The organism is Paenarthrobacter nitroguajacolicus, assembly GCF_007786235.1.
In the GTDB taxonomy this organism is placed as follows: Bacteria; Actinomycetota; Actinomycetes; order Actinomycetales; family Micrococcaceae; genus Arthrobacter; species Arthrobacter nitroguajacolicus_A.
Map to the genome: position 1 here is coordinate 16,472 of NZ_VNFK01000027.1, position 21,738 is coordinate 38,209.

General features: G+C 65.0%; 15 protein-coding genes. 4 read left to right on the forward strand and 11 right to left on the reverse strand.

What is annotated here, in order from left to right:
* Positions 1-26 precede the first annotated feature (26 nt).
* Genes FQP90_RS21940 through nirB form a run of 3 tightly spaced genes read right to left on the reverse strand, consistent with a single transcriptional unit; the run spans position 27 to position 4,856 of the window.
* Positions 27-1,184, reverse strand: coding sequence for a uroporphyrinogen-III synthase (locus FQP90_RS21940; protein WP_144653185.1), 1,158 nt, complete (start codon positions 1,182-1,184; stop codon positions 27-29).
* A gap of 12 nt (positions 1,185-1,196) precedes the next feature.
* Complete coding sequence (cobA, locus tag FQP90_RS21945) at positions 1,197-2,231, reverse strand: uroporphyrinogen-III C-methyltransferase (protein WP_144653186.1); 1,035 nt, start codon at positions 2,229-2,231, stop codon at positions 1,197-1,199.
* 12 nt (positions 2,232-2,243) lie between these two features.
* A complete protein-coding gene (nirB, locus tag FQP90_RS21950; protein WP_144653187.1) occupies positions 2,244-4,856 on the reverse strand; it encodes a nitrite reductase large subunit NirB in 2,613 nt (870 codons plus the stop codon).
* 282 nt (positions 4,857-5,138) lie between these two features.
* Here nirB and nirD point away from each other — a divergent pair, with 282 nt between their 5' ends.
* On the forward strand, positions 5,139-5,501 hold the full coding sequence (gene nirD / locus FQP90_RS21955) for a nitrite reductase small subunit NirD (protein ID WP_144653188.1): 363 nt from the start codon (positions 5,139-5,141) through the stop codon (positions 5,499-5,501).
* 3 nt (positions 5,502-5,504) lie between these two features.
* Here nirD and FQP90_RS21960 read toward each other — a convergent pair whose 3' ends face one another.
* The 3 genes from FQP90_RS21960 to FQP90_RS21970 all read right to left on the reverse strand — a co-directional run bounded on the left by FQP90_RS21960 (position 5,505) and on the right by FQP90_RS21970 (position 10,663).
* Positions 5,505-7,250, reverse strand: a complete 1,746-nt coding sequence (locus tag FQP90_RS21960; RefSeq protein WP_144653189.1) for a phospho-sugar mutase — start codon at positions 7,248-7,250, stop codon at positions 5,505-5,507.
* A 102-nt stretch (positions 7,251-7,352) separates the two neighbouring features.
* A complete protein-coding gene (locus FQP90_RS21965) occupies positions 7,353-8,969 on the reverse strand; it encodes a glycoside hydrolase family 32 protein (protein WP_144653190.1) in 1,617 nt (538 codons plus the stop codon).
* A gap of 92 nt (positions 8,970-9,061) precedes the next feature.
* Entirely contained in the window at positions 9,062-10,663 is a 1,602-nt protein-coding gene (locus tag FQP90_RS21970) for a glycoside hydrolase family 68 protein (RefSeq protein WP_144653191.1), read from the reverse strand.
* Between the two features lie 625 nt (positions 10,664-11,288).
* Between FQP90_RS21970 and FQP90_RS21975 the strand changes: the two genes are divergently transcribed.
* Both FQP90_RS21975 and FQP90_RS21980 read left to right on the forward strand, forming a co-directional pair.
* Positions 11,289-11,849, forward strand: a complete 561-nt coding sequence (locus FQP90_RS21975; RefSeq protein WP_144653192.1) for a hypothetical protein — start codon at positions 11,289-11,291, stop codon at positions 11,847-11,849.
* Entirely contained in the window at positions 11,846-13,138 is a 1,293-nt protein-coding gene (locus tag FQP90_RS21980; RefSeq protein ID WP_144653193.1) for an Ig-like domain-containing protein, read from the forward strand. The genes FQP90_RS21975 and FQP90_RS21980 overlap by 4 nt, the downstream gene beginning before the upstream one ends.
* On the opposite strand, the gene FQP90_RS21985 is transcribed toward FQP90_RS21980, so the two are convergent.
* Complete coding sequence (locus FQP90_RS21985) at positions 13,139-13,939, reverse strand: purine-nucleoside phosphorylase (RefSeq protein ID WP_208760058.1); 801 nt, start codon at positions 13,937-13,939, stop codon at positions 13,139-13,141.
* Positions 13,940-14,055: 116 nt separating this feature from the next.
* Here FQP90_RS21985 and FQP90_RS21990 point away from each other — a divergent pair, with 116 nt between their 5' ends.
* Positions 14,056-15,465 carry an NAD(P)H-quinone dehydrogenase gene (locus tag FQP90_RS21990; protein ID WP_144653195.1) on the forward strand — a complete coding sequence of 470 codons (1,410 nt, stop codon included), beginning with the start codon at positions 14,056-14,058 and terminating at the stop codon, positions 15,463-15,465.
* A 96-nt stretch (positions 15,466-15,561) separates the two neighbouring features.
* On the opposite strand, the gene FQP90_RS21995 is transcribed toward FQP90_RS21990, so the two are convergent.
* Genes FQP90_RS21995 through FQP90_RS22010 form a run of 4 tightly spaced genes read right to left on the reverse strand, consistent with a single transcriptional unit; the run spans position 15,562 to position 21,497 of the window.
* Positions 15,562-16,293: an MBL fold metallo-hydrolase gene (locus tag FQP90_RS21995; protein ID WP_144653196.1), complete on the reverse strand. Its 732-nt coding sequence runs from the start codon at positions 16,291-16,293 to the stop codon at positions 15,562-15,564.
* Between the two features lie 27 nt (positions 16,294-16,320).
* Positions 16,321-17,886, reverse strand: coding sequence for an FAD-dependent oxidoreductase (locus FQP90_RS22000; protein ID WP_144653197.1), 1,566 nt, complete (start codon positions 17,884-17,886; stop codon positions 16,321-16,323).
* Complete coding sequence (locus tag FQP90_RS22005; protein WP_144653198.1) at positions 17,883-20,084, reverse strand: molybdopterin oxidoreductase family protein; 2,202 nt, start codon at positions 20,082-20,084, stop codon at positions 17,883-17,885. The genes FQP90_RS22000 and FQP90_RS22005 overlap by 4 nt, the downstream gene beginning before the upstream one ends.
* The gene (locus tag FQP90_RS22010; protein ID WP_144653199.1) at positions 20,085-21,497 is read right to left on the reverse strand and encodes an MFS transporter; all 1,413 of its coding nucleotides are present in this window, start codon (positions 21,495-21,497) and stop codon (positions 20,085-20,087) included.
* Between the last annotated feature and the right edge of the window lie 241 nt (positions 21,498-21,738).

A 21,738-nucleotide genomic window follows, 5' to 3' on the forward strand; every position in this document is an offset into this window, starting at 1 on the left:
TGTTGGAGACCAGTGTTGCAGAAAACCTAAGCCCGCAGCCGGTAGCCGCGCTTCACCACGGTTTCCACGAGTTTGCCGTCCGGGAGCGCGGACCGCAGCCTACTCACTGTCATATCCAGGGCATGCACGGAACCGCGCAGGTCCAACAGCTCGGAGAGCGCCTCACGGGACAGCACCGCCCCTCCAGCGCCGAGCAGCGCTCGCAGCAACAGCAGGGGAGCAGGAGCCAACTCCACCACTTCGCCATTAATCCGCAAGCAGCGCCCACGCAATTCGATGGTGGCGCTCTTGGTCTCCAATCGGCGCACGTGGTTCAGCGAAAGGTGTTCGGTCACCAGGCGAATCAGCGCACCCATGCGGTAGCGGTCGGGGATGAGCGGCGTCAGACCAGCGTCGACCAGTGGCTGTGCGGTGACCGGCCCTACGGCGGCGACCGTGACCGGCCCCTTGAGGGCCTCGATGAGCTGCCGGTAGAGACCCATTTCATGTGCGGTGCTCCACATTGCGTCCACGGCCGGAGCGCTGGTGAAAGTCAGTACATCCAGGTTCTCGCTGACCACGGCCTCAATCAGGCGCGGCAGCTTGTCCTCGCCATCCGGCTTCACCCAGCGATAGGGCGTCACGGTCAGCACGGTGGCCCCGGACATGCGGAGCCGTTCCAGCTGCCGAACGTCCGTGTAGCCATGCAGCTGAACGGCCACTGTCTTGCCGCGCACCCCCTCTGCCAGGAGCATGTCCACGAGTGTGGCTGTGGTTTCATCGCTGCTGATTCCGACGTCGGCAAGTCCGGCCGCACGCACGGCGCCTCGGGCTTTGGGGCCGCGAACAAACATGCGGCAGGCGGACAAGGTCTCCAGGAGTTGCTCGCCGATACCGAAGGAATCGGCAGCCTCACACCAGCGCCGCATACCGTAAGCGGTGGTCGCGATGCAGATATCCGGTGTGGCAGCAATGATGGTGCGGGTGTCCTCAATGAGGACCATGTCCTCCTGCACCGGGGCAATCTTCAGTGCAGGGGCGTGCAACACGCTCGCACCGCGACGCTCCAGGGCCTCAATGAGGTCACGGGAACGGCGGTGCGAGGTGACGCCGATGCGGAATCCGTCCAGCGGGGCCTCGGCAGCTTCGGTGACTTCCGGGGCGGCAGTAGCGTCCTGGACTTCGATGGCGCGTGCAACAGTCATGTGTTTATACCCTCAGGCTTCAAGGAGCGAAGCCGCGAGTCGGCTCAGTTCAGCGGATGCTTCGGCATGATTCCGGTTGGCTTCAGCCACCCTGACCACCTCGCCGATAACCAGGACGGCCGGGTTGCTGCAGCTGGATGCTGCCGTTTCAATGCTACCGAGGTCAGCGATGGTGGTGCGCTGTCCGGGACGGTAGCCTCGTTCGACGACTGCCATCGGCATCTCGGAGTTCATTCCTGCCCGCCGCAAGCCCGCCGCCAGTTGGGGAAGAGTGCCGATGCCCATGAGGACCACAATCGTCCCGCCAAGGCCGGCGAGGTGGGTGTGTTCCTTCTCCGTCAAGGGCGCGTGCCCGGACACCACGGTGAACATGTGGCTCACCTCGCGGTGCGTCACCGGAATGCCCGCAGCGGCCGGAACCGAGATGGCACTGGTGACACCGGAAATGACGCGCACAGGAAGCCCGGCAGCAACGCAGGCGGCTACTTCTTCGCCACCGCGGCCGAAAACATAGGGATCGCCGCCCTTGAGTCGGACCACGTTCTTGCCCAGCAGCGCAGCTTCCACCATGAGCTTCTCGATGTCCCGTTGCGTTACCTTATGCAGGCCTGGTTGCTTTCCAACATCCACCAGTTCCGCGGATGTCAGATCGGCCAGCTCCTGGTACGGGGCCAAACGATCGTAAAACACCACATCGGCGTCCCGCAGGGCATCCACGGCACCGACCGTGAGCAGGTCCAGGGCGCCGGGGCCGCCACCCACCAGGGTGACATGGCCTTCTGTTCCCGGCGCGGGCTCGAATGCTACCGGTATCCCGGCGTCGCGGCAGCGTTCCACCAACGGAACCCAACCGGCGTCGCCGTCGTCCACTATCGCAACCAGGAACGGGCGCTCGGGAAGCTGGCCGTCACCAGGCATGCCGGCAGGGGCACTCAGCCGGTAGACGTTGGCGCCGGCGGTCTGGTAACGGCGTACCGCTTGGCGTGCGGCCTTTTCGGATCCTGTGACCAGGACATCGCGGCCGGTGAGATCAATGGTGAGCTGCATGGGGACCCCTTGTTATTCGCTGCGGACCGGGATGGTGGAGGCGATGAGTACGCCGCCCTTTTCTTCGTTCGTGGCAGGGCGGATCTGGCCGCGCTCCGGAACGAAGGAGATGGACTCGTCCTTCTGGTTGGGGGCGTTGACGAAGGAACGGAAACGGCGGAGGCGTTCCGGGTCCTTCAGGGTCTCGGCCCACTCGTCCTCATAGGTGTCGATGTGCTTGGCCATGGCGGCCTCAAGCTCTTCGGCGATGCCCAGGGAATCATGGACCACCACGTCCTCGACGTGCTTGATGTCGCCGTCGAGTTCTTCCTGCCAGCGTGCGGTGCGCTGCAGGCGGTCGGCGGTCCGGATGTAGTACATCAGGTAGCGGTCGATGTACTTCAGCAGCGTTTCGTCGTCCAGGTCCTTGGCGAGGAGCTTGGCGTGCGCCGGGGTGGCGCCGCCGTTACCGCCCACGTAGAGGTTCCAACCATCTGCCGTCGCAATCACGCCGACGTCCTTGCCGCGGGCCTCGGCACATTCACGGGCGCAACCCGAAACGCCCATCTTCAGCTTGTGCGGGCTGCGGAGGCCGCGGTATCGCAGCTCCAGGGCGATGGCCATGGCCACGGAATCCTGCACACCGAAGCGGCACCACGTGGATCCAACACAGGACTTCACGGTACGGAGGCTCTTGCCGTACGCCTGGCCCGATTCGAAGCCGGCGTCCACCAGTTCCTTCCAGATGTCCGGCAGTTGCTCGAGTCGGGCACCGAACATATCGATGCGCTGGCCGCCAGTGATCTTGGTGTACAGGTTGTACTTCTCAGCCACCGCAGCAATGACACCGAGCCCCTTGGGCGTAATCTCGCCGCCGGCGATGCGGGGAACCACGGAGTATGTGCCGTCCTTCTGCATGTTCGCCAGGGCGCGGTCGTTGGTGTCCTGCAGGGAACCACGCCCGGCGTCCAGGACGTAGGCGGAATGCTGGCTGGCCAAGATGGAAGCGATGGTCGGCTTGCAGATGTCGCAACCGGCGCCGGTGCCGTACTTGGCCATAATGTCTTCGAAGGACGTGAGCTCCAGGACGCGGATGGCATCGAAGAGTTCCTGACGGGAGAGACTGATGTGTTCGCAGAGAGCTTTGGAGACCTCGATGCCGGACTTGGTGAGTTCGCCTTCGAGGAGCTTCTTCAGCATCGGAACACAGGATCCACACTGGGTGCCCGCACGAGTGCAGCCCTTGAGCTCGCCCAGTTCCTGCACCGGTGCATTGCCCTCGCAGGCACCGCAACCGTTGATGGCGTCGCGGATGGAGCCGGCCGCCACGTTGTTGCAGGAGCACAGGATCGCATCATCCGGGAGTTCGGTCTCCGGTGCCTCGCCACCACCGGCTGCGCTCAGGTACGCGCCCGGTTCGGCGGCCAGCTCGCGGCCCAGGAGCGGACGGAGGCTCATGTAAGGCGAGGCATCGCCCACGAAAATTCCGCCCAGGAGGGTCTTGGCATCGTCCGTGGTGACGATCTTCTGGTAGACGCCACGGGCGGGGTCGGCGTACACGATTTCAAGGGAGTGCTCGGTCCTGGCGAACGCGTCACCGAAGCTGGCCACGTCGACGCCGGACAACTTGAGCTTGGTGGCCGTGTCGAAGCCAGGGAACGTGGCCTCTCCACCGTGCAAGCGGTCGGCAACGATCTCGGCCATCGTATTCGCCGGTGCAACAAGGCCCAGGCACATGCCCTCAAAGTTGGCCACTTCGCCGATGGCCCAGATGCCCTCCACCTCGGTGGCGCAGAAATCGTTGATGACTACACCGCCACGCTGGCCCAGACTGAAAAGTTGCTCTTCGCCTTCAGCCGCGCGGAACAGGTCATCACGGGGCTTGACGCCGATGGCCACGATCACGAGGTCGGCGTCAACGGTGCGGCCGTCAGCCATCAAGACGCCGGTGACATTACCGTCGTCGTCCGTCACTACTTCGGACGGGAAGACGCCACCGTGGACTTCGAAACCCTTGGCTTCAATCAGGCGGCCAAGCGCCTGGCCGGCGCCCTCATCCAGCTGCGTGTTCATGAGCCAGGGTGCGCCGTTGATGACGATCGGGGTGGCACCCAGCTGCTCGGTGCCGGCCGCGGACTCAAGCCCCAGCAGGCCACCGCCGATGGTGACGGCGTTGACCTTGCGGCCCAGTTTCCCGCGGAGCTCGGCGATTGCCTTGTTGATGGCCCAGACGTCCTCAAGGGTGCGATAAACGTGGGTGTGTTCCGAGCCGGGGATGGGGAGGCGGGCTGCATCCGAGCCCGAGGCCACTACCAGGTGGTCATATTCATACTTGTTGCCGGCGGCCGTGAGGACGCTCTTGGACTCGGCGTCGATCTTGACGGCGCGCTCGCCGGTCTTAAGGGTCAGGGCTTCGTGATCCCACATGGACACGTCGCCCAAGGTGAGGTCCACATCCGTCTGGGTGAGTGCCTTGCTGAGCGCTACGCGGTCGTAGGGGAGGTGGGCCTCTTCGGTCAGCACCGTAACCTGCCAACCTTCAAGTCCCCGATTGACCATGGCATCGGCGAAACGGTGGGCAGCGGGGCCGCCGCCTACGACGACGATGCGGCGCGGGTTCTCTGTACTTGAAGTGTGTCCGGTCACTGGTGGGCCTTTCGCAGATGCTGCAGACGGATCTCCGCAACTTGTGCTTCCAGACTAGGGACGGGCAGTTTCGCTTCAGTTTCCCTTTTGTTTCGTGATCTTAACTTCTGCATCACGAACGCATTTCCGGGGGCGTGAGGTCTCTTTTACCCGTTGGACACAAACGCGCACCCCCCATGAAACACCGCCGTCCTAGCGTGGAGGGGTGGCCGCAAGCGTGGCCCGGTCCGGGGGAGTGACGGTGGAAGATGCCAGCGCCCGGACACAGTGAGAGGGGCTGAAATGACCGTAATTCTGGACCGTGCCGAGGACCTGACCGCCACCGCCACATGGCACCGGGTGTGCCCGGTGGACGAGCTTGAACTGGCCTGGGGCGAGGCGGCACTGATCGCCGGCCGCCAGGTTGCGCTGTTCCGCACCGCGCCCACCGAAGTGTTCGCCGTTGCCCAACAGGACCCGGCAACACTCGCCAACGTCATGGCCAGGGGGATCATCGGGTCCCGCGGCAGCCGGCCGACCATCGCCTCGCCGCTGCACAAAGAGGTCTACGACCTCGAGACCGGTGAGTGCTTCACCAACCCCGGGCTCAAGCTTGCGGCCTATGCCACCCGTTTGGTGGACGGCTTCATCGAGGTTGAGCTCTAAGAGCTACAAGCCCAATGCTTCGCGGACATCCTTGAGGACATCGTCCAGGGATGTCCGCGCCGCTTGGCGTGCGGCCGGCAGTTCAGCCGCGGATTCCACGGCTTGGATGACTTCCAGGTAACACTTCAGCTTGGGCTCCGTGCCGCTGGGCCGGATGATCACCCGGCTCTGGTCCCGCGTGAGGTACAGCAAGCCGTCGGTGGGCGGCAGGGCTTCGCTTCCTTCCGCCAGGTCCGTGAAGACCTCGACTGCGGACCCGCCGAACGCCTCGGGCGGGTTGACCCGCAAGCGGTTCATCATGGCATCGAGAAGACCCAGGTCAGCCACCCGAATGCTGAGCTGGTCGCTGGCGTGCAGCCCGTGGACCAGGTACAGATCATCCAGTGTGTCGAAAATGGTCTTGCCGTCAGCCTTGGCGGCCGCCGCCAACTCGGCGATCAGCACGGCCGCTGAGATGCCGTCCTTGTCGCGGACCAGGTCCGGCGCCACGCAGTAGCCCAACGCTTCCTCGTAGCCATAGGTGAGGCCGGGAACGCGTGAAATCCATTTGAAGCCTGTCAGCGTTTCCTCGTGGGCGTAGCTTGCCGCAGCAGCGATTCGCGAGAGCAGCCGCGACGAAACAATCGAATTGGCGAAAACGCCGGTCTGCGGCTCGTCCTCGGCGCCGGCAGCCAGGCGTGCCACGATGTGGGCGCCCAAAAGCGCCCCCACTTCGTCGCCCCGCAGCATGCGCCACGCGCCCGTGGCGGGGTCCAACGCAGCAACCGCAGCCCTATCGGCGTCGGGATCATTGGCCAAAACTATGTCCGCACCCGAGTCCGCGGCAGCGGCGAGTGCCAGGTCCAGCGCGCCGGGCTCCTCCGGGTTGGGGAACGCAACGGTAGGGAAGTCCGGGTCCGGCTCAGCCTGTTCGGCCACGAGCGTCACGTCCGTGAAACCGGCAGCGTTCAGAACGGAAACTGCTGTTTCTCCGCCCACGCCGTGCATGGGGGTCAGGACGATCTTGAGGTCCCGCGCGGGGAAGTGCTCCCGATCCACCAGCCCTGCCATGGCGGATTCATAGTCGGAAGCGATGGACATCGGCAGCACGGTCCAGCCGCTGTCAGCCAACTCAATCGACGTTAACGCGCCCACGGCCCCGATCTTGGCCGCGATCTCGGCGTCGTAGGGTGCCACGATCTGCGAACCGCGGCCGCTCTCGGACACGGCGTGCCGCCCCAGGTAGACCTTGTAACCGTTGTCCTGCGGCGGGTTGTGGCTGGCTGTGACCATCACGCCGCCGTCGCAATCGAGGTTCCTGACCGCGTAGGCGAGCAACGGTGTGGGGAGCGCAGCAGGCATGAGGAACGTTTCGATGCCGGCTGCGGTGAAGATGGCCGCGGTCTCCTCAGCGAAAATGTCCGAGTTGTACCGGGCATCAAAGCCGACGACGGCGCGTGGCCGGGTCCCCGGCGCAGCTGCGGCTACGGCTTCGGTGAGGAAGGCCGCCAGTCCTGCCGCTGCCCGGCGGACCACCACGCGGTTCATTCGGTTGGGGCCGGGTCCCAGGGCTGCTCGGAGCCCCGCCGTGCCGAACTGCAGTGTGCCGCTGAAGCTGTCGCCCAACTCCTGCGCTGCACCGGCGTCACCGCCGCTGGCGAGGTCGGCGAGCTCAACCAGAGCGGCCGACGTCACCGGGTCCGGGTCTTGGGAGGCCCACAGGCGGGCGTCGGTGATCAGCTGTTCAAAGGCGGCATCGCTGGATGTCATAGGGACAAAACTATCCTCAAATGGAGGAGTGAGGGGCAACGAGGGGCGAGCTCCCCACCCTGAACGTTGTCTTACAGGGTGGGATCCCGCCCCTCGGCAGCCCTAAAGGGCGCGCATCCGCACTGTGAACTCCGTGTCGCCGTCCACACTGAACACCGAAGATCCCGTGGCGTCCCAGTCCGGGAAGAACGTGTCCGAGATGACCGCCGCCCCGTCCTGGGCGAAGACTTCCACGGAGGAGGAATCCAGGAGGATTTCCAGACGGACCGAGCCATCGGAACCGGATGGGGGCAGCGACACGGCGTGGTATGGGCTGAACTTCTCGGAAAAGTTGGTGGTTCCGGCTCGCGAACGATCAACCTTCACGGTGCGTGTTTCCTTGTCATAGGAGATGCGCAGGCCGGTGTTGGCATCGGCGGATTGGCGGAGGATAACGCCGGCTTCACGGGATGACGTCAGGTCCATTTCCAACTCGATCAGCTGCGCGCGCCCCGTAAAGTCCTCACCGAGGTCCTGATCGGAAGAGCCGACGGTGAGGTTTTTGCTCTTCACGTCACCGCGCTCCAAGGTCTGCCGTGCCGCAGCCGAAATGGCTGATCGCACTTCAAAGCGGCGCTCCCCGCGGACCAGAGTGAGCTCGCGGGGGATTGCCATGGAGCCGCGCCACGGTGTGGTGGGAACGTGTTCGGCGTAGTCCCAGTTGCCCATCCATCCGAGCAGCACGGGCTTGTCCCCGGGCGCTCCGGAGATGGAGTTCGCCGCGTAGTAGTCGGCGCCATGATCCAGCCATTGGGACTCGCTGAGGGGCGCATCGGGAGCCGCTGCGTTCTCGGCCGTGAAGCGGGTCCCGTCGAATTCGCCCACAAAATACTGCATTCCGGAGCCGCCCGCGATCCCTCCGGGGTTGATGCTCAGCAGCATCACCCACTTCTTCGCGGTGGAGTCCTCCACATCCATGAGCACCAGTTCCGGTACTTCCCAGAGCCCTCCTTGGGCCCCCACTCCGGAGAAGTCACTCAGGTAGTCCCAGTGCAGCAGGTCGGTGGACTTGAAGAGTTTGACCACCTGGGCGTCGGCCACCACCGTGGTCATCACCCAGTACCGGCCGGGCTCGTACCAGGTGATCTTGGGGTCGCGGAAGTTGTTGTTGGTGGGTGCCAGGTTCAGGACGGGGTTGCCCTGGTACTTCTGCCACGTGGTTCCATTGTCCAGGCTGAACGCCACCGACTGGGCCTGGGCGCCTTCAGAGAGCGCGCCGTTCCTGCCGTAGGCGCTGGTGTACAGGGCAACCATGGGCGGGTTCTCCGCTGAACCGAGTCCTGAGGCGTTGTTCTGGTCCATCACGATGCAGCCGGAGAAGATCTCTTCCTCGGGGCTTGCTTCCAGGGCGACTGGCTGCTGTTCCCAGTGCACCAGGTCTGTGCTGGTGGAGTGGCCCCAGGACATGTTGCCCCACGAGTTTCCGCGCGGGTTGTACTGGTAGAACGCGTGGTAGGTCCCGTCGTGATGGACCAACCCGTTGGGGTCGTTGAGCCAGTTCTTGTCTGCCGTCAGGTGTGCCACGGGCCGCCAAGGATCCGTCGCGCTGGGTGCCGGACCCGCCGGTGTGGGGGCCGGCGTCGGGCTGGCTGTGCAGGAAGCGGCGGAAAAGGCGACCACGACGGCGGCACTTGCGGCCAGAAGTTGGCGGCGGGACAGGTGGGGGTTGGGGTAAGTCATGGGAAGAATCCTGAAGGGGTCGGGGTGGCAGGGGTGCTGGCTGCTCTGGAGCCAACACCCCTGCCGCGGCCTCACGGCCAGGGTGTTTCGGCCTACTTGTAGTGGCCTTCGCCGCCAACACGGACGTTGGTGGGCAGGTAGCCGAACGGGCCGAGGCCGTTCTGGCCGAAACTGCGGTCAACCTGGGTCACGCCACCTTTGAAGTTCATTTTCACGGTGGGGGACAGGGAGCCGCCGCGGACGCCGTCCACGTTGTCGATGAACGATTGGACCAGTCCGCCGGGCTGTACGTAGTGCGAGTAGGCCTGGAACTGGCGGCCGTTCTGCCTCGGGTCCGGACCCTCCGGCGCGTTGGCCGGCATGTTCAGGTCCGTGGGGGAGCCCAAGGCCAGTCCGCTGTTGTTGACCGGCTGGTAGTCGGAACGGACGCCGTTGCCGACGAAGCCGTACACGCCGTCAGGGCCGCGCATGCCGTCCGCGTAGGTGAACTGGTGGCTGATGGTGAACAGGTAGTACTTGTTCTTGCCGTTCTCGTTCTGGATGTAGATCTGCGGACGCTCGGTCTGGTCGTTGACGCAGTTGGCGGACAGGATGGGCGGCAGGAAGCTCCACTTGGTGAGGTCCTTGTTGTCGGCCACGGCCAGGCCCACGTTGGCGGTCTGGTACCAGGCACCGGTGGTGCTGTTGACCTGGTCCACGGTCTCGGCGTTCGGATCTCCCGGGCGGTAGCCAAGGTCTTCCTGCTTGCACTTGTAGGAGCCGCGGGTGCCGCCGGTGTTGCCTTCGAAGACCATGAAAGTTTTGCCCGGGTGCGCGGGGTCGGCGAACGTGTAGGGGTCACGGAACGCGAAGCCCGGGTTCTGGGCCTTGTTCTGGTACAGCTTTCCGTCCGGTTCCAGCAGCTTGGTGTGCTGGAAGCCGTCGAAGGTCACGCCGTTCTGGTTGGCATGGATATTGCCGAGGGCCTTGGCGATGGCCGCATCCGGGGCGATTCCACCGCCGCCGGCGTTGCGTTCGGCGACGTCGTAGAACGTGGTGGCCGTGTAGAACACGTTGATTTTGTTGCCCTGCATGAGGCGCGTGGAGCCGGACCATTCCGTGTTGCCGATGGAGGTGTTGTCCAGGAACAGGTGTCCGCCGTAGTTCCATTTGTCCTTGGCGGGATCGGCGTTGGTCTTCCGGAAGAAGTAACCGATCCGGGCGTTCCAGTGGCGCTGGTCGAAGCCGTAGCCAGCGTGGCGGTCGGCGACCAGCGCGAAGATCACGTCCCAGCCCTTGTAGCTGATCTGGTTGGCATTCTCGTCCGTCAGGGACCAGGTGTCCCAGACCCAGACGTCGTCGTTCATGGCAGGGAAGTCCTTGGGGATTTCCGGCATGGTGACGTTGGGACTCATGGAGTTCTGGCCGGGGGCGACGTTGGGGTTGCTCTGCGCCATGATCTGTTTGGCGTCCGCTCGCGTCCATTTGGACGTGAAGTTTGCGGCGGGGTCATAGGCCTGCTGGGTGTGCAGGCTCGGGAGCGGGAAACCGGGTGTGGGCGCCGGCATGGTGCTCGACGGCGGGTCGGCCGGCAGGTTCGCCTGGGCAGCGGGCGTGACCAGCAGGATGCTGCCCGCCACGCTGGCTGCCGCTGCGACGGCTACTGCCCGTCGCAGACGGCGGCGTGGCCGTTGGGGGTTTGAGTGCGTGTTCATGCTTGCTCTTCTCGCGGAGTGTTGGACTTCGTGGAGTGGGGCGCATGCCCTGATCCCCGGATGGGGTTCTTTGCTCCGGCGTCCGCTCGATCCGCTGGTGGCGTCTTCGAGGGACGCCATCGTTTCGAGGTGTCGGCGAGGCCCCGTAAGGCACCCACCGCTTTGTTCCGGTACGTCGACTTACCGGAACGCTTCCACGCTAGACACGTGTTAGGCCGCAAATCAAAGGGCATTTCACAGGCCTTGGAGGCTACCGCCGGGTAGATGCGCAAGCGTTTACATTGCCAACGGGCGCGCGTGACATATCCAAGGTGCCGGAATCAAATGTTGCGCAGAAAATCAGATTTATTCTGAGAATTTACTGTGCGTTTACCTTGGCTCCCTGTGACTTGACGGTGCGCAACCAAACCCGTAGCAACCCCTCTGGATTGGGTGCTTCAAACGTCCAATCGATGGACGTAAACTGTGTGTGCTACACCCATTTGTGAGCTGGTGCACTATGTGTGAGTTACCGAAGCGGCGTTGGCGCTCCTCTGTTACTCCTCTGCGGTTTCTCATCGGGGTCCTGGCTCTCGGAGCCATAGCTTTCGGTTGGCTGGCACCGGCGTTTCCCTGGGGTTTTCCAGTGATCGTCCAGGCAGGGGTCGTGATGGGAGTCGGCTTCCTGGCACTGGCCGTTGCCGTGTTCATGCCCATTGTGCGGGAAGTGGAGCTTGGCCTGACCCCGAGCGTCAAACTGGGTCCGGCCCTCAGGGACCGCCAAGCCGAACTTCGGAGCGTGTTCGAGCAGCAAAAGGGCGACCTTGAATACTGTGCACACCTGCTCTGCGGGGATCCCGAGGAAGCGCGTCGGATGCTCGAGGCAGCCTGGTCCCAGGCGTCAGGTGCGTGGAAGGGGCCAGTCACTCCGCAACTGCGTGTTTACACGCTGTGCCTCTACGTCGACCTGCTCCGGAAGCACCAAATCTGGCTTCGGAGCGGCAAGAAGCCGCCCAAACCGGACCGCAGCCTCCTGGCGGGATTGACGCATGACCAGCGGGTCGCCGTCGTACTCCATGACTTCGCCAAGCTGACCGTCGCCGAGATCGCGGGTATCACGGAACACCCGGTGGCTGATGTGGCGAAGTCCTTGGCGGCCGCAGAAGCCAAGACCAAGCACCTTGCCTTGGAAGGCGGCAAGAAATGAAAACGGAACTCCGCGAAGTCCTGCTGGCCGAGGCCGCCGCCCATATCCGGACGCATCCGGCGGACATGGAACGCGCCTTGGAGGCGGGCACGGACCGGGTCCGCAACCGCGTGCTGCGTACGTGGCTGGTGGCGATCGTCGCTGCGCTGGTGTTGACCGCCGCCCTGGTGGCCGCCCGGGCTTTCCTGACACAAGGACCGGTCACCCTGGAATCCATCGGCGTGACGGCCCCGGCTGCGTCGCTCCGCCCGGAGGCGACTGTCCGGTTATCCGCTGAGGGTATGTACAGCGACGGATCCCGGCGCGCCCTGGTGGACGGCGTCGCGTGGGCGTCCGAAGACCCGTCCGTGGCGGAGGTCGCGGGGACAGGGGAGGCGACGGCGCTGAGTGCCGGCGTCACCGGAGTGACGGCAACGTTCGACGGCGTCTCCGGGCGTTTGGCGCTCACGGTCACCGCACCCGGGACTGCTCCGCTGACGGCCCTCCGCGTCACCCCGGATCAATCAACCGTGGAACTTGGCGGCAAAGTGCAATTGACCGCCGAAGGCAGTTACGGTGACGGTTCGCTCGGGAAACTCAACCAGACGGCTGTGTGGGCTTCCGACCGGCCGGCTGTGGCCCGGGTGGACGGAGACGGCCTGGTCACCGCTGCGGCCATCGGGACCGCCACGATCACGGCCTCCGAGGCGGGCCTGCAAGGAGCATCGTCCATCACCGTCACGGCCAAACCGCCGGCGCGGATCACCGGGCTCAGCATCGACCCCGCCGAGATCACCCTCAAGCAGGGCCAGGCGCTGCAGTTCCGGGCAGTGGCCGGATACTCGGACGGCTCCACGGCAAACCTCACCGACGTGGAGTGGTCCAGCGGCGATCCGAAACGGGCCACAATTTCCGCCGCCGGATTAGTGACAGCCCAAGGCCTCGGACAGGTCCTCATCTCGGCGGTCCATGTCACCGATGACGGCACGCAGTGGCGGGCGGAATCGAAGGTGAGCGTGGAGCATGCGGTGCGAACCGTCGTCGTGGGTCCGGCCGGTCCATTCGTCCTTCAGCCGGGCGGTACAGTCCAGCTGAAGGCCACCGTGACCTACACCGATGGCCGCCCCGGCGACCCGGTGGTCACGTGGGCGTCGAGCCGCGCGATCATCGCCACGGTCAATGACGGGCTGGTCCGCGGTGGTGCCGTGCAGGGAACCGTGACCATTACCGCCAGCGTTGACGGGGTGTCCAGCAACGGCGTCACCGTCAACGTTGGGCAGAACGCACCCACGCCCGGGCCCTTGGAGTAGCTAGAGCTTTGCGATGATCTCCGCCAGGAGCTTGGAGATGCGCTTGCCCGCAGCGTGACCGGCTTCCAGGACTTCAGCGTGGCTCAACGGAACCGGGCTGATGCCGGCGGCGAGGTTGGTGACCAAGGAGATACCGAAAACTTCCATGCCCGCGTGGCGGCCCGCGATGGCTTCCAAGGCCGTAGACATGCCCACCAGGTCTGCGCCGATCCGCTTGGCGTACTGCACCTCAGCTGGCGTCTCGTAGTGCGGGCCGGTGAACTGGGCGTACACGCCTTCCTGCAGCGAGGAATCGACCTCACGGGCCAACTGGCGGATGCGCGACGAGTACAGGTCCGTGAGGTCCACGAAGGTGGCGCCCTCAAGCGGTGACGTAGCGGTCAGATTGATGTGGTCGCTGATAAGTACCGGAGTACCCGGGGTCCAATTCTCGTTGAGGCCCCCACACCCGTTGGTGAGCACCAGGGTTTTGCACCCGGCAGCTGCTGCGGTGCGTACGCCGTGGACGACGGAGCGGACGCCGCGACCTTCGTAGTAGTGGGTCCTTGCTCCCAGGACGAGGGCGCGCTTGCCCTCTTTGGTGAGGACGGAGCGGATAGTGCCTACGTGGCCCACCACTGCTGGTTTGTGGAACCCGGGGACTTCCGAAGCGTTCAGGGTGGCCGTGGTTTCGCCGATCAGATCGGCGGCTTCGGCCCAGCCGGATCCGAGCACCAGGGCTACGTCGTGGGACTCGACGCCGGTCTCCGCGGCAATGAAGTCTGCGGCGGCCTGTGCGGCTTCGAAGGGGTCTGTGTTCATCAGCTCAGTGTTACTCACTGGTACAAGCTACCGTGCACCTGCCCAAATCAGGTAGGGGCACAGGTGAGGGTGGGCTGACTGGCAGCCGCCGGTGCAATGAGCGAGAATTGAGGATTGTGACCACCCAAGTTGACTTCAGTGCCCCCCGTATCGCGATCCTTGGAGGTGGTCCCGGTGGTTACGAAGCTGCCATGGTGGCCGCCTCACTCGGCGCCCACGTCACCATCGTCGAGCGCGCAGGCCTCGGTGGCTCAGCCGTGCTGACCGACGTCGTGCCTTCCAAGACCCTGATCGCCACCGCCGACCTCATGACCCGCGTGGGTGAGGCGGACGAGCTGGGCGTGAAGTTCGACGGCGACGGCACGGCCTCAAAGCCGCGGGCCGACCTCAAACACATCAACGATCGCGTCCTGAACCTGGCGCACGGACAGTCCGAGGACATCCGTGCGGGCCTCGAGCGTTTGGGTGTGGAGATCGTCATTGGTTCCGGCAAACTGTTGGACAACAACACCATCGAGGTCCTGACCATCGACGGCACCCGCACCATCGACGCGGACGCCATCTTGCTGGCTGTTGGTGCCCACCCCCGCGAACTCCCCACGGCCAAGCCCGATGGCGAACGCATCCTGAACTGGGCCCAGATCTACAACCTGGACGAACTCCCCGAAGACCTGATCGTGGTGGGTTCCGGTGTGACCGGCGCCGAATTCGCGTCCGCCTACAACGGACTGGGCTCCAACGTCACGCTGATCTCCAGCCGCGACCAAGTCCTCCCCGGCGAGGACACGGATGCAGCCAAACTGCTGGAAGGCGTTTTTGAGCGTCGCGGCGTTCGAGTCTTGTCCAAGTCCCGCGCCAACGCGGTGGAGCGAACGGACGACGGCGTGAAGGTCACCCTGGGTGACGGATCGGTGGTGACTGGGTCGCACTGTTTGGTGTGTGTCGGTTCCATTCCCAACACCGCGGGCATCGGCCTCGAGGAAGCCGGAGTGACGCTGACGGAGTCCGGCCACATCAAGGTTGACGGTGTTTCCCGTACCACGGCTCCCAACATCTATGCTGCCGGCGACTGCACGGGTGTCTTCGCCCTCGCGTCCGTCGCAGCCATGCAGGGTCGCATCGCGATTGCGCACTTCATGGGCGACGGCGTGAAGCCGCTCAAGCTCAACCAGGTGGCGTCCAACATCTTCACGTCCCCGGAGATCGCCTCCGTAGGCGTTTCCGAGGCCGATCTCGCCTCCGGGAAGTACCAGGGCGACGTCGTGATGCTGTCCCTGCTCAGCAATGCCCGAGCCAAGATGCGCAACACCAAGGACGGCTTCGTCAAGATCATCGCCCGCAAGGGATCCGGCACCGTCATCGGTGGCGTGGTGGTTGGTCCGAACGCTTCGGAACTGATCTTCCCGATCTCCGTGGCTGTGACCCAGAAGCTCCACGTGGACGACGTTGCCAGCGCGTTCACTGTCTACCCGTCGCTGACCGGCTCCATTTCCGAAGCGGCACGCCGCTTGCACGTGCACATGTAGTTCCAGCGCAGACGCCCGTTTCGGGGCTTCGCTGCGCGCCATGCCGTTCGACCGGCATGATCCGCAGCGAGCCATCGAAACGGGCTCATTGCGTTCCTAGGAGTGCAGCTGGTTCACCGCTTCGGCCAGGGGCAGGTGCAGCGCGGGGCCGTGGCCTGGCAGGATTACCTTGGCTTGGACGCTCTCCAGGAGCCGGGCAGAGGCCAACGCCGCCACTGGGTCCGAGTGGTACATCCTGTGCAGCATCTGAGGCCCCGATGTCGGGCTGATCGGGTGCCCGCTGACGAAAGAGTCACCCACGGCGATCGCCTGGGCACTGGGCAGCAGCAAAGCTACGTTGCCGGGGGTGTGCCCGGGAAGCAAGATCGCTTCGGGCTTGCCGGGCAGGCTCTGGAGCTTCTCCGCCGTCCAGGCCTCAGCGCGTGTGGCCGGTTCCGCCTGAAGGGCCTTGGCTTTGATGACGTGCAGCATCCAGCGGAATACCTTGGGACGCCAGGCCCGGACCAGGACCTGACCGAAGGTGACTTGGTGTTTCTCCCTGCCTTGGACATGAGGGAGTTCTTCGAGGGAGCACAGGATGGGCGTGCCAAAGGTCCGTGAGAAGTAGGCCGCGGATCCTGTGTGGTCCACGTGCCCGTGCGTGATGAGCATGCCCTCCGCATCGGCAGGCTCCAGGCCGAGCCCCCGGATCGACTGCAGCACCAGGCCGCGGTCCGCCGGATATCCGCCGTCGATCAGGATGAAGCCGGAGTCGTCACGGACAATGAGCCAGTTGGAGGCAGGCCCTTCGACAAAGAACACACCAGGTGCTTGCTCGGAAACGTTCACCAGAGCATTCTAGGGAGTTACGCGGCTTCAGGCGGCAGCCGCTTGGAAATGTTTTTCGATGATCCCTTTGATGTCTTCACGGCATCCTCCGCAGCCTGTACCGGCGCGAGTGGCCTTGGAGACCTCGCCAACCGTGCTGCAGCCCGCCAGCACGGAATCCTCAATGCTGGCCGCATTCACGCCGGCGCAACGGCACACGGTCCGCTGGGGATCGTTGCTCGTGGCGCCACCGGCATCGAGCTGGTCGGGCCCGTCGAGTCGGAGCAGCAAGGAGCGGTCCGCCGGCAGCTCAGAGGAGCGCTCGAAGAGGACTACGAGCTCCGCAGCAGTCCGGGGCATGCCCACTGCCACCAAGCCCTCCAGGACTCCGCCGCGGGTGGTCATCTTGACGTAGCGGCCATGCTCGGGGTCGGCCCACTGTGAAATCTGTCGGCGGGCACGCCCGGACGTAGCGCCTGCTTCCAACAATTCTTCGTCCCACATGTCAGCGTGGTTGTCGCCAGCCACTGCAAGGTTGATGCCGCGGGCCTTCAGGACCACCACTCCGGGCTTTTCCTTGGGAAGGGGCTCCAGGGCGTCGGCAACGGATTGACCGTCCCGCGCCAACACCGTCAAGTATTCGGCCAGCCACTCAGCCTGCCGCCACCCGGGCCCCACCAACCCTGAGGGGCCGCCGGCCGTCCTGCAGTCCACGCACGCAGCATCGGGGCAGCGGACCTCGGCGCAGTCGCCGATCGCGAACATGTGGGGCTCGTGATAGGTCCGGAGATGGTGGTCCACCAGGATGCCGGACGCCACAGGAAGTCCGCAGCCCTCGGCCAGTTCGATCCGCGGGCGGACACCACAGGACAACACCAGCAGGTCGCCGTCGATCGCGGAGCCGTCATCCAGCAGCAACGCGGAGAAGCTGCCGCCGGGACCAGCCGTTTCCACGCCGGTGGAACGCGCGTTGCCTGCCATCCGGACACCGCCTGCCCGCAAACTGTTGGTCAGCACGGACCCGCTTCCGCGGTCGATGCTGCGACCCAGGGGGAAGGGGCCGTTGTGGACCACGGTTGCTTGGGCGCCTTCCTCCGCGGCCGCGAGCGCAGTCTCAAGGCCAAGAACGCCGCCACCCAGCACCACCACGCGCTTGCCGCCAGCCACGGCCGCACGGAGGACGGCCGCGTCCTTCAGATCACGCAGCGCAGTGACCCCGGCCGGAAGTACGGGACCGGAAGGATCCGGGTTCAGTCCGGTGAGGTTGGGAATTACGGGCCGGGACCCCGTGGCGAACACCAAGCGGTCGTAGTGTTCGGTGGTGCCATCGGAGAGGACTACGTGTTGGCGGGCGCGGTCGATCCTTTTGACCTTGACGCCCAGCCGCACCTGCACGCCGTCGGACTCCAAATCGGAAGCGTCTGCCATCGCCAAAGCGTCGGCGGTGGTACGGCCGACGGCCAGTTCAGCCACCATCACGCGGTTGTACGCGGCTTCGGCTTCCTGACCTACTACGAGCAACTGGACCAGACCCGTCCGGACAGCGGGGAGCAGTTCGTCCACGAGCCGGGCAGCCACTGGCCCGAATCCAACAACAACAATGCGCTCGCTCATGAAGCCTCCTTGACGTGCAATGGCATCCCGAACCGTCCGGGAACGGAAGAAGCGTCCTGCGTAGCGGCCGCCTTCCGGACCCAAACCCGGCTGGTCTTGAACTCCGGCATACCGGAAATAGGATCTGTGGCCGCCTCCGTGAGGCGGTTGGCGTTTTCCTGCCCAGGGAAGTGGAACGGCAGGAAAACAGTGTCCGGGCGGACGGTATTGCTGAGTTCGGCGCGGCAGAGGACCTCGCCCCGCTCGTTGGTGACGGTGGCGTAGTCGCCGTCGGCCAGGCCCCGCGCTGCCGCCGTCCCGGGGTGGATGAGCAGTCGGGCTTGCGGCTGGGACGCCAGGAGCTCGCTGACACGACGGGTCTGGGCGCCGGACTGGTAATGCTCCAGGAGGCGGCCGGTGGCAAGTGCAAGGGAGTCATCGGCGAATGAACGTACGGCCCGCCTGGACGGAGTGACCGGAACCATCACCGCGCGGCCATCGGCGTGGGCGAACCCATCGCCGAAGAGCCGTGGAGTGCCCGTACTGCCCACGGGGTAGGGCCAATAGGCAGCTTCGCCGCGGTCCAGCAGGGCGTAGTCGATGCCCGAGTAATCGGCCAGACCGCCGGCAGAGGCCAATCGAAGCTCTTCAAACACGGTCTCGGGGTCATCGCTGAACGTTGAAGGAGCGTCAAGCATCCCGGCAAGCCGGGCCATGAGCCACAGCTCGCTGCGGACACCCGGGGGTGGCGTCAGCGCGCGCCGGCGACGGATCACCCGGCCCTCGAGGTTGGTCAGCGTGCCCTCTTCCTCGGCCCACTGGGTGACGGGTAGGACCAGGTCAGCCTCGGCGGCGGTCTCGGACATGAAGAAGTCGCACACCACCAGGAAGTCCAGGCTGCGGAGACCCCGGGTCACTGCGTTTGTGTCCGGAGCCGACACCACCACGTTGGCGCCGTGCACGAAAAGGCAGCGGACGCCGTCGGGCTGTCCCAGCGACGTGAGAAGTTCGACGGCGGGCAGGCCGGGCCCGGGGATGAGTGACTCGTCGACGCCCCACACACCGGCGACGTGGGCGCGCGCCGCGGGGTCGGTGATCTTGCGGTAGCCCGGGAGCTGGTCCGCCTTCTGGCCATGCTCACGGCCACCCTGGCCGTTACCTTGGCCGGTGAGGGTGCCGTAGCCGCTGCGGGCCGAGCCCGGTAGCCCGAGGATGAGGCTCAGATTGATGGCTGCGGTGGCGGTGTCGGTGCCGTCCACGTGCTGCTCCACGCCACGGCCGCTGAGGATGTAGCTGCCGCCGTCACGGGCACCTTGGGCCAAACGTCGGGCCGTCTCACGGATGAGGGTGGCGGGCACGCCGGTGATGGACTGGACGCGCTCCGGCCAGAAGGCGTTGAGGCTGCGCACCACGGCCGCGTATCCACTGGTGTTGGCGGCGATGTACTCAGAGTCTGCCAGGCCTTCGTGGACCACGACGTGTGAAATGCCCAACAGGAGGGCCAAATCGGTGCCGGGCGTCGGCTGCAAGTGGAGGCCGCCGCCGTCGCCCGTGAATGCTGCAGTAGCCGAGCGGCGCGGGTCCACCACTATCAGCCCGCCGGCGTCGCGCGCGCCCTGGAGGTGCTGGACGAAGGGCGGCATGGTCTCGGCCACGTTTGAACCGAGCATGAGGATCACGGACGCGGTGTCGAGGTCGGAGACCGGGAAGGGGAGCCCGCGGTCCACACCGAAGGCGCGGTTGCCGGCGGCTGCTGCGGATGACATGCAGAACCGGCCGTTGTAGTCGATGCGTGAGGTCCGGAGTGCCAACCGGGCGAATTTGCCCAGCAGGTAAGCCTTCTCGTTGGTGAGGCCGCCGCTGCCGAAGACTCCAACAGCGTCGTTCCCATACTGCTGCTGGGTGTCTTTAACGGCTGCGGTGATCAGCATGAGGGCCTGGTCCCAGGAGATGGGCTGATGGACGCCGTCGGAGCCTTTGAGCATCGGCTCAGTGACGCGGCCGTTGTGGCGCAACAACGACGCCGATGTCCAGCCTTTGCGGCACAGCCCGCCCCGGTTGGTGGGGAAGTCGCGCCCTGAAACCTCGAGCGGGACGGCGGGGGTGGCCGGTTCTGCGGTGGGCGCTGCCGCTGTCCCGGCTGCAGAGGCAGCCGGGGTCAGCGTCATGGCGCACTGGAGCGCGCAGTAGGGGCAGTGGGTATCGGCGCCGTTGGGCATCTAGATGTGTCCGATCGTGTTGCGCTTCCGGGCAGGGCGGATGTAGCAGGCCCAGCAGACGGCGAGCATCAGGACATAGGCTCCGACGAAGCCGTAGAACGCCGGGGTGTAGGAGCCGCTGGCCGAGTTGGAAGCGTTGAGTACCTGCGGGATGACGAAGCCGCCGTAGGCGCCGATCGCGGAGATCAGGCCCAGGGAGGACGAGGCAAGCCGAGCCGTGGTGGCGCTGGGGGCGCCTGAGCGTGCCGCCCGGCTGGAGGTTGCGAAGATCACCGGGATCATGCGGTACGTGGCGCCGTTCCCGAAGCCGCTGGCCAGGAAGAGCAGCAGGAACAAGGTGAGGAAGAGCCAGAAGTTCTTCAGGGGCAGTGTCCAGATCATGGTCAGCGTGATGACGGCCATGGAAGCGAACGAGGCGATGGTCATGCGTGCCCCGCCCATGCGGTCGGCCATGCGGCCACCGTAGGGACGGGCCAGGGAGCCGACCAGCGGGCCGAGGAAGGCCAATGAGAGCGCTACCGCGCCAACATGGATGGACGAGAAGTCCGGGAAGTAGTCCTTGATCAGTTTGGGGAAGACACCTGCGAAGCCGATGAAGGAGCCGAAAGTTCCGATGTACAGGAACGCCATGATCCACAGATGCGGTTCCTTGAGGGCGGCCAGGGAGCCGGCCACGTCACCCTTGGCGCTGGTGAGGTTGTTCATGTACTTGAAGGCGCCGAAGGCGGCGATGATGATCAGCGGAATCCAGATGATTCCCGCCATGGGCAGGTTGACGGTTCCGGCGGCCAGCAGGGTGATGGCGATGGGGACAACAAGCTGTGCGACGGCGGCACCGAGGTTGCCGCCGGCAGCGTTCAGGCCCAGCGCCCAACCCTTTTCGCGTGCGGGGTAGAAGAAGGTGATGTTGGCCATCGAGCTGGCGAAGTTGCCGCCACCGAAGCCGGCCAGACCGGCCATGAGGAGCATGATGCCGAAGGGTGTCTCCGGGTTGGAGACACAGATGGCCAGGCCTGTGGTGGGGATCAGCAGGAGCAACGCCGAGACGATGGTCCAGTTCCGGCCACCGAACTTGGGAACCATGAATGTATAGGGAATGCGGAGCGTTGCGCCTACAAGGCTGGGGATGGAGATGAGCCAGAAGATCTGGTTGGTGTCGAAGGTAAAGCCTGCTGCGGGGAGCTGGACCACCACAATGGACCACAGCTGCCAGACGACGAAGCCGAGGAATTCGGCGAAGATCGACCAGTAGAGGTTTCGCTTGGCGATGGACCGGCCTTCGGCTTCCCACTGGCCCTTGTCTTCGGCATCCCAGTTGGCAATCCAGCGGCCGGGGCGGTGGTCAAGGACGGGGGCGGCGGTGGCAGTGGACTGGGCAGGGGCCAGTTCATCTGCGGAGCGGTCAACAGTCACGGAGTGCCTCCTTGGTGGGGGACGTTGTTCTTCCAAGGTAGGTTTCGCGCATTTCGTGGACGGGCGCCGTTTGTAAACGTGCTGTGACATTTCCCTATCGGCGGGGTCACCAGCGCGTGAGGCGATGGTGAGGTAATGTGGCGCGGACCACAAGGTGAGATTTTCTTGTGTGTCCGCATGTTGGACTTAGTTGTCCAGTCAATGGACAGCGGGAACTATTATTGAACTCTCGAATAATCCC